General features: G+C 72.7%; 9 protein-coding genes. All 9 read right to left on the bottom strand.

The features are described 5' to 3' along the window. A partial coding sequence (locus VK611_09000) for a hypothetical protein (GenBank protein HMG41455.1) occupies window positions 1–1059 on the bottom strand: 1059 nt, incomplete at its 3' end. Between the two features lie 53 nt (window positions 1060–1112). Further along, on the bottom strand, window positions 1113–1535 hold the full coding sequence (gene ruvX, locus VK611_09005) for a Holliday junction resolvase RuvX (protein ID HMG41456.1): 423 nt from the start codon (window positions 1533–1535) through the stop codon (window positions 1113–1115). Window positions 1536–1683: 148 nt separating this feature from the next. Next, complete coding sequence (gene alaS / locus VK611_09010; GenBank protein HMG41457.1) at window positions 1684–4269, bottom strand: alanine--tRNA ligase; 2586 nt, start codon at window positions 4267–4269, stop codon at window positions 1684–1686. A 13-nt stretch (window positions 4270–4282) separates the two neighbouring features. Continuing rightward, complete coding sequence (locus VK611_09015) at window positions 4283–4528, bottom strand: hypothetical protein (protein ID HMG41458.1); 246 nt, start codon at window positions 4526–4528, stop codon at window positions 4283–4285. Window positions 4529–4561: 33 nt separating this feature from the next. Beyond that, entirely contained in the window at window positions 4562–4927 is a 366-nt protein-coding gene (locus VK611_09020) for a hypothetical protein (GenBank protein ID HMG41459.1), read from the bottom strand. Next, the gene (locus VK611_09025; GenBank protein ID HMG41460.1) at window positions 4924–6255 is read right to left on the bottom strand and encodes a replication-associated recombination protein A; all 1332 of its coding nucleotides are present in this window, start codon (window positions 6253–6255) and stop codon (window positions 4924–4926) included. The genes VK611_09020 and VK611_09025 overlap by 4 nt, the downstream gene beginning before the upstream one ends. 90 nt (window positions 6256–6345) lie before the next feature. Further along, on the bottom strand, window positions 6346–8130 hold the full coding sequence (aspS, locus tag VK611_09030) for an aspartate--tRNA ligase (GenBank protein HMG41461.1): 1785 nt from the start codon (window positions 8128–8130) through the stop codon (window positions 6346–6348). Next, window positions 8127–9383 carry a histidine--tRNA ligase gene (gene hisS / locus VK611_09035; protein HMG41462.1) on the bottom strand — a complete coding sequence of 419 codons (1257 nt, stop codon included), beginning with the start codon at window positions 9381–9383 and terminating at the stop codon, window positions 8127–8129. The genes aspS and hisS overlap by 4 nt, the downstream gene beginning before the upstream one ends. 13 nt (window positions 9384–9396) lie before the next feature. Next, window positions 9397–10515, bottom strand: a 1119-nt coding sequence (locus VK611_09040; GenBank protein HMG41463.1) for a glycosyltransferase family 39 protein, incomplete at its 5' end; no start/stop codon positions are given.

Genomic DNA, 10515 nt, shown 5'->3' on the forward strand with positions numbered 1-10515 from the left:
CTGCAACATCGCGGGACGACGGCCGGAGCCACCGGGACCCTCGTCGGGCGAGAGCGCCGCACGACGGCCAGAGCCGCCAGGACCCTCGTCGGGCGAGAGCGCCGCACGACGGCCAGAGCCGCCAGGACCCTCGTCGGGCGAGAGCGCCGGGCGACGCCCGGAGCCGGGACCGGGCTGCGGGGCTGCCGCACGACGGCCGGAGCCACCCGGAGCACCGGGTTCGAGCTGCCGGCCGGCCGAGCGACGCCCTGACGCCCCGGGGGCGCCGGCGTCGAGCTGACTGGCTGCCGAACGGCCCGAACGGCGCCCGGAGGCACCGGGAGCGCCCGGGTCGGCCTGGTCTCGGGAGTCGGAGCGGCGCATGCCGGGCACCAGCGACGAGGTGCGGTCGTCGGGCAGGGGGGCGGCGGCGGCCGCGTCGGCGCCGTGTCCGCCGGAGCGGGGCATGCCCGGGACGAGCGAGCTGGTCGACGGCGCCCCGAGGGCGGGCGGCCGGGACCGACCGGAAGCGAGGTGCGGGCCGTTCGTGGAGGACCCGTCGCTCCACCCCTCGGCCTCACGGGCGCGACGGCGGGCGGTGCCCGGAGCGCGCCCCGTGTCCGGCCGCCCCGACGGCCCGGGCGTCGGCGGACCGAAGGCCGGCAGAGCCTGGGTGGGCATGTCGGCATGGCTGCGATCGCGGCGCCCCCCGGCGAACCCCGCACCCGGTTCCGACGATCCCAGCGGAGCGGGCTGTCCGCCCCGGCGAGCACCGGAGCCGGGACCACCTCCGATCGGAGGGTCGTTCAGGAACGGCTCGGGGCGCTGGGCAGCGGCCACCCGGGGTGGGACGGGACGCTGCGGCAGCGCCGGCTCCGGCCCCGGAGCGGGCGGCGGCGACTCACGCCGAGCCCGGCCCGTCGGCGGTGCTGCGCTCGGCAGGTCGGGGTCGGTCCAGTCGATCTCGGCAGTGCCGTCGTTGTCCTTCCGCTTCCGGCCGCGCTTCGAGCGCTTGTCGCTCTGGCGCGTCCGACGAGACCTCGTCCAGAAGTCCTCGTCGTTCCGGTCATGCTGCGGCATGCAGACCTCTTCTGGCTTTCGCGAACCGGCCCCGCCAGGGACTGTGGCCCAAATCAGCGGCGTGGAAGGTTGGCGTCCAACCACGACTGCAGGATGACCGTAGCAGCGACCTGATCGACGAGTTGGCGACGCCGGGGTCCTCGCACCCCGGCTGCACGAAGACGACGCGTCGCCTCGACCGTACTGAGGCGCTCGTCCCAGGTCTCGAACGGCAACGGAACGTGCTCGCGCAGCTCCGCCAGCTCGGCTTCCACGTTCTGCACGGCCGGCCCCTTCGACCCGTCGAGCGACAGCGGCAGGCCCACCACGATCAGCTCCGCGCCCGCCTCCTCGGCCAGCGCGGCGATGCGGGCGTGGTCCCGCTCGCGGCTCCCCGAGCGCTGGACGAGCTCGTACGGCGTCGCCATGGTCCCCGCGCTGTCGGACAGGGCGACCCCGATCCGCTTCTCGCCGAGATCGAGCCCCAGGGCCCGCATCAGTGGCCCACTAAGAGCGTCAGCGGATAGGTACGTCGATCTGCCTTGCGGTGGTGTTGCTGGCTGGACAGACTCGCCTGTGGGGTCATGGGTTGCGCCTCTTGGTCGCCACGCGTCGCCAAGACGTACGGGCCTATCCGCTGAGCCTCTAACCGAGGGCGGTGCGGACCTGGTCGAGGGCCTCGTCGAGGCGGGACGGGTCGCGGCCGCCGGCGACCGCCAGGTCGGGGTTCTTGCCACCCCCGCCACCGATGGTGCGGGCCGCGTCCTTGATCAGCTCGCCGGCGTTGAGGCCGCTGTCCTTCGCGACCGCGGCGACCAGCGCCGCTCCCCCACCCTCGGGGGCGCCTCCCAGGACCACGGCCTTGATGCCCGGCTGGTCGCGCACGGCGACTGCCAGGTCGCGCAGCTCCTCGCGGGCCGTGCCGTCCTGGCGCTGCACCAGCACGCCGTCGACCGCCTGGGCGGCCAGCTGCACCGCCTGGCCCCCGGCGGCCTGCTTCTTGAACCGCTGCAGCTCGTCGCGCAGGGCCTTCAGCTCGGCCCGCAGCTTCTCGGCCGCGCTCGGCAGCTCCGACGGCGTGGTGCCCAGCGCCTCGGCCGACCGGGCCACCAACGCCTCCTCCTCACGGAGGCGCTCGATGGGGCCGAAGCCGGTGATCGCCTCGATGCGGCGCAGGTTGGCGCCGATCGACGCCTCCGACACCACCTTCAGCGGCCCGATGTCGCCCAGCCGGTGCACGTGGGTGCCACCGCACAGCTCGACCGAGTGGGAGCCCGCCTCCAGGACGCGGACGATGTCGCCGTACTTGTCGCCGAAGAACATGATGGCGCCCAGCTCACGGGCCTCGTCCATGGTGGTCTCGAAGTGACGGACCGACTCGTTGCGCAGGATCTCCTGGTTGGCCAGGTCCTCGATCGCCCGCAGCTGGTCGGGCGAGACCGGCTCGAAGTGGCTGAAGTCGAACCGCAGTCGGTCGGGGGCCACCAGCGAGCCCTGCTGCTTCACGTGCGGGCCCAGCACCTCGCGCAGCGCCCAGTGGAGGATGTGCGTGCCGGTGTGGTTGCGGCGGATCGCGTCGCGCCGGGCGGCGTCGATGCGGGCGGTCGCCTCCTGGCCCACTTCGACGGTGCCCTCCACCGGGGTGAACGTGTGGCGGACCAGGCCCGGCACCGCGTAGGTGGTGTCGGTGACCTCGACCGTGCCGGTGGGTGTGGTGATCGTGCCGGTGTCGCCGATCTGACCGCCGGACTCGGCGTAGAAGGGCGTGCGGTCGAGGAAGAGGCCGTCGCCGACGATGCCGATGACAGTGGCGGTCGACTCGTACTCCCGGCGGCCGGTGAACTCGGTGGGGCCGTGGGCGGCCGCCAGCCGCTGCGCCTCCTCCACGTCCTCGCCGGTGGCGACGCCGCCCGACTTCCGGGCCGCCCGGGCCCGCTGGCGCTGTTCGTCCATCGCCGACTCGAAGCCACCCACGTCGACGGCGAAGCCCCGCAGGTCGGCCATCTCCTGGGTGACCTCGAACGGGAAGCCGTAGGTGTCGTGCAGCTGGAACGCCACCGAACCGTCGAGCGTGCCGCCTTCGGGCAAGTCCTCCAGCTGGTTGTCGAGGATCTGCGAGCCCCGCCTGAGCGTCTGGCGGAACGTCTCCTCCTCGCGGGAGATGATCTGGTTGACGAAGTCGTGCTGCTCGGCCAGCACCGGGTAGGCGTCGCCCATCAAGTCGACCGTGCGGTCGACCAGCGGCACCAGCACCGGCCGCTCGACGTCGAGCAGGTAGGCGAAGCGGATCGCCCGGCGCACGATGCGCCGCAGCACGTAGCCCCGGTCCTCGTTGGAGGGGATCACGCCGTCGGCCACGAGGAACGTCATGGTGCGGGCGTGGTCGGCCATGAGCCGCAGGGCGATGTCGCCGAGGTCGGAGGTGCCCATCCGCCGCCCGGTGACCGACTGCGCCTCCTCCACCAGCGCGGTGAGGATGTCGGACGCGTAGAGGCTCGGGCTGCCGTGCAGCGCGCCGACGATGCGCTCGAGGCCGGCGCCGGTGTCGATGTTCTTGCTGGGCAGCGGCGTGAGGCTCCGGTCGGCCTCCCGGAAGTACTGCTGGAACACCAGGTTCCACAGCTCGACGTAGCGGTCCTCGGCCGCGGGGTTCTCCGGGCCGCCCTCGGGGCCGAGGTCGGGGCCGAAGTCCCAGAAGACCTCGGACGACGGCCCGCACGGACCGGTCTCGCCCATCTCCCAGAAGTTGTCGGCCTCGAGCCGCTGGATGCGCTCGGCCGGGAAGCCGACCGCGTCGGTCCAGATGTCGGCCGCCTCGTCGTCGCTGACGTGGACGGTGACCCACATGCGGTCGCCGTCGAGCTCGAGGACCTCGGTGAGGAACTCCCAGGCCCACGGGATGGCGTCGGCCTTGAAGTAGTCGCCGAAGCTGAAGTTGCCCAGCATCTCGAAGAAGGAGAGGTGGCGGTGCGAGCGACCGATGGCGTCGAGGTCGTTGTGCTTGCCGCCGGCCCGCACGCAGCGCTGCACCGAGGCGGCCCGCGGCGGGCTCCACGGGACCGGCTCCTCGCCGATGAAGTAGGGGACGAACGGCATCATCCCGGAGTTGGTGAACATCGGCGCAGTGGGGTGCGTCGGGATGAGACTGGCCGAGGGGACGATCGTGTGCTGCCGGGCAGCGAAGAAGTCGTACCAGGCCCGTCGCAGTTCGGAAGAAGACCGCGGTGCCATAGGTCTGCCCAGCTTAGAGCCTGGGTACCTGCCGACCCCTGCTCATTCCGGGCGCGTACTCGCGGCGCATCTCGGCCTCCCGGGCCTGCATCGCGGCCCGCCCCTCGGACACGGCGCCGACGACGTTGCCGCCCGCTCGGCGGACGCCCTTCGCCACGTTCGACGACACCCGCTGGGGCATGACCGCCTCGACCGCCCGCTGGATGCGACGGCGGATCCACATGGCGCCGCCGAAGCCGACGCTGACGCCGGTCCCCATCCAGAAGACCCGCCGAAACAGCCAGCGCACTACCTAGGTCTCCCCGTCCTTGCGGCGGAGGCGGCGGGCGGCCTTGGCCGTGCCGCTGGCGAACGCCACGCCCTTGATCACCGGGTTCGCCATGGCGAGGTAGGCCAGGCGGGAGGCGGAGTCGACCGTGCCGGTCACCGACTCGGCGGTCGACACCAGCCGGTCGAAGCGCTGCAGCTCCTGGTTGGCGGCCCGCACGGTGCCGCGCAGGTCGTCCAGCACCGGCGCCGTCTCGGTCCGCATCAGCTCGGCGACGTCGCGCAGCGCCCGGAGGGTGCGCGTCAGGGCGATCAGGGCCACGGTCAGCAGGACGACCGCGGCCACGCTGCTGGCGGCCACGATCACGGCCGCCATGTCGGAGGCGCTCACGTCGGGTCGTCCTCTTCCTTGTCGTCGGCGGCGAGGTTGTCCATGCGGGTGCGGATCTCCTGCTCGAAACCGTGCGGCGTCGGCCGGTAGAACACCGCCTCCCGCATGTCGTCGGGGAGGTACTGCTGCGGCACCCATCCCCGGGGATCGTCGTGAGGATACTCGTAGCCCTTGCCGTGGCCGAGACGCTGCGCTCCCCAGTAGTGGGCGTCGCGGAGGTGGGCCGGCACCTCGCCGAACCCGCCCTTGCTGACGGCCTCCCGGGCGCTCCAGATGCCGACCGCCGCGGCGTTCGACTTGGGCGCGGTCGCCAGGTGCACCGCGGCCTGGGCCAGGTTCAGCTGCGCCTCGGGGAGGCCGACGTGCTCGACGGCGCTCGCTGCGGCGGTGGCGACCACGAGGCCCATCGGGTCGGCCTCGCCGATGTCCTCGCTGGCCAGGATCACCAGCCGCCGGGCGATGAAGCGGGCGTCCTCCCCCGCCTCCAGCATCCGGGCCAGCCAGTAGAGCGCCGCCTGCGGGTCGGAGCCCCGGATCGACTTGATGAACGCGGAGATCACGTCGTAGTGGTCGTCGCGGCCGTAGCGCTGCAGGCTCGCGCCCAAGGCGGCCTCGGCGTCGGCGACGGTCACGCGGATGGCACCGTCGTCGCCCCGGTGGTCGGCGGCGAGGGCGACCGCGACTTCGAGGCTGGTGAGCACCTGACGCCCGTCGCCGCCCGAGCGGTCGACCAGGTGGGCGACGGCCTCGGGCTCGCCGCTGGCGTCCTCGGCCTCCAGCCCCCGCTCCGCGAGCTTCGTCAGCGCCTCGGGCGACAGGCGCTCCAGGCGGAACAGCGTCGACCGGGACAGCAGCGGTGCGTTCACCTCGAAGTAGGGGTTCTCGGTGGTGGCGCCCACCAGCACGATGAGCCCGCTCTCGACCGACGGGAGCAGGGCGTCCTGCTGGGCCTTGTTGAAGCGGTGGACCTCGTCGAGGAACAGGATCGTGCCCTGCTCGCGCTCGCCGAGGCGCAGCTCGGCGCTCGCCAGCACCGCCCGCACGTCCTTCACCGAGGCCGACACCGCGGACAGCTGCTCGAACACCTTCGCCGTGTGGCGGGCAATCACCTGGGCGAGCGTCGTCTTGCCGGTGCCGGGCGGCCCCCAGAAGATCGCGCTGGACAGCCGGTCGGACTCCACCAGCACCCGCAGCGGCTTCCCCTTCCCCACCAGCTGCTCCTGGCCGACCACCTGGTCGAGGCTCGCCGGCCGCAGCCGGGCCGCGAGCGGTGCCTGGCGCTCCAGACGGTCCTTCGCCGCCGCCGAGAAGAGGTTGTCGGGTGCCATGGCTCAGCTCAGCTCAGCGAAACTTCGACACAGGTGGCGCTATAGCCACCACTTCTGTCGAGATTTCGGTTGGGGTCAGGTCGGCTCAGGTCAGGTGGTGGGGCGCGGGAGGAGGCGGAGGCCGAGCTCGTGGAGCTGGGCCGGGTCGAGGTCGCTGGGGGCGTGGGTGAGGGGGTCGGCGCCCGACTGGGTCTTCGGGTAGGCGATCACCTCGCGGATGTTCTCCTCGCCGACGAGGATCGCCACCAGGCGGTCGATGCCGACGGCGAACCCGGCGTGCGGCGGCGGGCCGTAGCGGAAGGCGTCGAGCAGGAAGCCGAACTTCACCTGGGCCTCCTCCTCGGAGATGCCGAGCAGCGAGAAGATCTTGCGCTGGACGTCGGGCCGGTGGATCCGGACCGAGCCCGAGCCGAGCTCCCAGCCGTTGACCACCAAGTCGTAGGCCTGCGAGCGGACCTTCAGGAGGTCGTCGGGGTCGCCGGAGTCGAGCAGGGCCATGTCGTCGGCGTGCGGCATGGTGAAGGGGTGGTGCGCCGGCTGCGGGTTGCCGGCCGCGTCGACGTCCTGGAACAGCGGGAAGTCGACCACCCACAGGAAGTGGAGGCCGCCCTCGGTCACCGGGGGGCGACCCAGCTCCAGCCGCAGCAGGCCCAGCACGTGGCGGGCGACCGTACGGGTGTCGGCCACCAGCAGCACGAGGTCGCCGGGCTCGGCCTCCAGCGTGGACCGGATCGACGCCAGCTCCTCGTCGGACAGGAACTTCGCCACCGGGCTGTCGAGCGCGTCGTCCTGGACCCGCATCCACACCAGGCCCTTGGCGCCCCAGCGCTTCGCCATGTCGGTCAGCTCGTCGAGGCGCTTGCGGGTGGTGGTCTCCGAGGCGCCCGGCACCCGGATGCCCTTCACGCACTGGCCGGCGAACGCCTTGAACTCCGTGGTGGCGAACACCTCGGTCAGCTCGACCAGCTCCATCCCGAAGCGGACGTCGGGCTTGTCGGAGCCGTAGCGCTCCATCGCCTCGGCCCACGTCATGCGGGGGATCTCGCCGACGCTCTCACCGGTCAGCTCGTGGGTGGCCGCGGCCACGGCGCGCGACGTCACCTCGAGCACCTCGTCCTGGCCGACGAAGCTCGCCTCCAGGTCGAGCTGCATGAACTCGAACTGGCGGTCGGCTCGCAGGTCCTCGTCGCGGAGGCAGCGGGCGATCTGGAAGTAGCGGTCGATCCCGCCGACCATGCACAGCTGCTTGAACAGCTGGGGGCTCTGCGGCAGGGCGTAGAACTGGCCGGGGTGCAGGCGCGACGGCACCACGAAGTCGCGGGCGCCCTCGGGCGTGGACGCGATCAGCATGGGCGTCTCGATCTCGACGAAGCCCTGCTCCTCCATCGACCGGCGCATGGCGCTGTTGGCCTTCGCCCGCGCGCGCAGGTTGCGCTGCATGCGGTCGCGGCGCAGGTCGAGGTAGCGGTGGCGCAGGCGGACGGTCTCGTCGGTCTCCACCCGGTCGTCGAGCGGGAACGGCGGCGGCTCGGCCTGGGAGAGCACCTCGACCTCGCAGTCGCCCACCTCGACGTCGCCGGTCGGCAGGTTCGGGTTGGCGGTGCCCTCGGGGCGGGCCCGGACGGTGCCGGTCACCCGGACGACCCACTCGTTGCGGACGTCGACGGCGCCGTCGATCACGCACTGGACCACGCCCTCGCGGTCGCGCACGTCCATGAAGGCGAGGTGTTCGCCGTGCTCGCGGCGTCGGGCGACCCAGCCGCACAGCGCCACCTTCTCGCCGATCTGCGCGGTGCGCAGCTCGCCGCACCAGTGGGTCCGCATCCCGAACGCGGGTGCGAGCTCCGGCTCCGAGTCGAGGTCGCTGCCTGTCACTTCTCCACCACTTTCTTGACGTGATCGATCAACTGGTCGCGGGGCACCACGGACTGCTCGCCGTCGGCCAGGTCGCGGACGGTCACGGTGGCGTCGACCACCTCCTGCTCGCCGACGATCAGGGCGACCCGGGCCCCGGACCGGCCGGCGGCCTTCATCTGCGACTTCATCGACCGGCCGTCGAAGGCCCGGTCGACCCGCAGGCCCGCGCCCCGCAGCTCGTGGGTGAGGTCGCGGGCCACCGAGCCGTCGGTGGCGTCGACCACGAACACGTCGAGCGACGGACCCAGGTCGGCCTCGGCACCCTCGGCCGCCACGGCCAGCAGCATCCGCTCGATGCCGGAGCCGAACCCGATGCCGGGGGTGGGCGGGCCGCCCAGCTGCTCGACCAGCCCGTCGTAGCGGCCGCCGCCGATGATCGTCGACTCGGCCGTCTCCAGCGCCAGGCTCTGGAACTCGAACAGGGTGTGCGTGTAGTAGTCGAGGCCCCGGACGAGCCTGGTGTCGATCTCGAACGGGATGCCCAGCGACTCGAGCCCCGCCTGCACCCGCTCGAAGTGGGCGACCGACGCCGCGTCGAGGGCGTCGAGCATCCGGGGAGCGTCGGCGACCACGGCCCGGGTCGTCGGGCTCTTGGAGTCGAGGACCCGCAGCGGGTGGGTCGACGCCTTCTCCCGGTCGCCGGGGTCGATGTCGCGGAGGCGGGCGGCGAGCCAGGCGCGCAGCTCGTCGGTGTAGGTGCGGCGGTCGTCGGGCGTGCCCATCGTGTTGACCGCCAGCCGCCACTGCCGCACGCCCAGCTGGGTGAGGTAGTCGGCCGCCAGGGCGATCACCTCGACGTCGACGTCCGGGTCGGCGACGCCGAGCACCTCCACGTCGACCTGGTGGTGCTGCCGGAACCGCCCCGCCTGTGGCCGCTCGTACCGGAAGGCAGGAGTGACGCACCACACCTTCCACGGCGTGACCGGCCGGTGCTGCACGAAGGCCCGCACCACCGACGCCGTCGCCTCCGGGCGCAGGGCGAGGTGGCGGTCGCCCTTGTCGGTGAAGTCGTACATCTCCTTGCGGACGACGTCGGTGCCGGTGCCGAGCCGCTGGAAGACGCCGATGTCCTCGAAGAGCGGGCCGTGGACCAGCCCGTAGCCGTAGCGCGCCGCCACACCGGCGAACGTGGCGATCAGGGCCTGCCACCGCGCCGATTCGGGCGGGAGCACGTCCTGCGTGCCGATCGGGGCGCGGAAGCTCTCGGCCATAAGTGGACCGAGGCTACTGCTGCTCGGGTTCCTGCCTGAACATGGATTCGGGGAGGACGGCCGGCCTCACCAGCGCCAACAACCCGATCGTGCCCAGTAGGACGAGCGACGGCTCGGCGGGGGCGCGGAAGCGGGTCATCCCGTAGAAGACGACGACGGTGATCGCCACGTTCACCAGCCACACCGTGAGCGGGAACGACGGCTCGCCCCGGCGCCGCAGGGCCACGACCCCCACCACCGACAGCGCGGCGAGGCCGTAGTACATGCCCAGCCCCACCTGTGACGACGGCAGCGGGCGCGCCTCGGCCACGCTGTCGAAGCGCAGCTGGTCGAACGGCACGTAGAGGCCCCACGCCCGCCCCAGCCGGGCCGCCACCACCACCGGCAGACGGCCCACGTGGTCGCCCATGTAGTCGAAGGCCTCCTCGCGGGTGCGCTGGTCGAGCACCGAGCGGTCGTCCTCGTCGATGGCCGTGGCGCAGGCGAACGACCAGGCGCCGAGGGCATCGCCGTAGTAAGTCTCGTCGCAGTTGGCCACGTCGAGGGTGGGACCGGCCTGGGTCGACAGGGTGGCCGGGTGCTCGAAGCGCACCAGGTTGGCGACCACCCAGGGAGCCATCACGAGCAGGGCGACCCCGGTCGCCACCGCCGCCTGCCGGGCCCGGGGCCGCCAGCCCTCGAGGCCCCGCACCCACGCCACCAGCGGCACCACCAACAGCACGATCATCAGCGCCGCCTCGGCCCGGGCGAGCGCGGCCAGGCCGATCGCCGCCCCCAGCTCCACGAAGCGCCGCGTCGAGGGCACCTCCCAGGCCCGGTAGGCGGCGTAGCTCACCACCACCCCCAGGAACAGAGCCAGCGTCTCCGACATGAGGGCGCCGTCGTTGAGCCACAGGTTCGGGTAGACGGCGGCGACGCCCGCGGCGACGAGGCCCGCCACGTTCCCGGCGATGCGTCGGCCGAGCAGGCCGATCAGCGCCACCGTGCCGGTGCCGATCAGGCACGACGCCAGCATGTGGTCGCGGATGCCGTCGAAGCCGAGCAGCGACGGCAGCGCCAGCACCACGATGTAGGCGGGCGGGTGGTCGGCCCCCGCGATCCGCACGCCGTCGCGCCAGGCGTAGGGGTGGAC

The organism is Acidimicrobiales bacterium (assembly GCA_035316325.1).
Lineage (GTDB): Bacteria > Actinomycetota > Acidimicrobiia > Acidimicrobiales > VFJN01 > DASXTK01.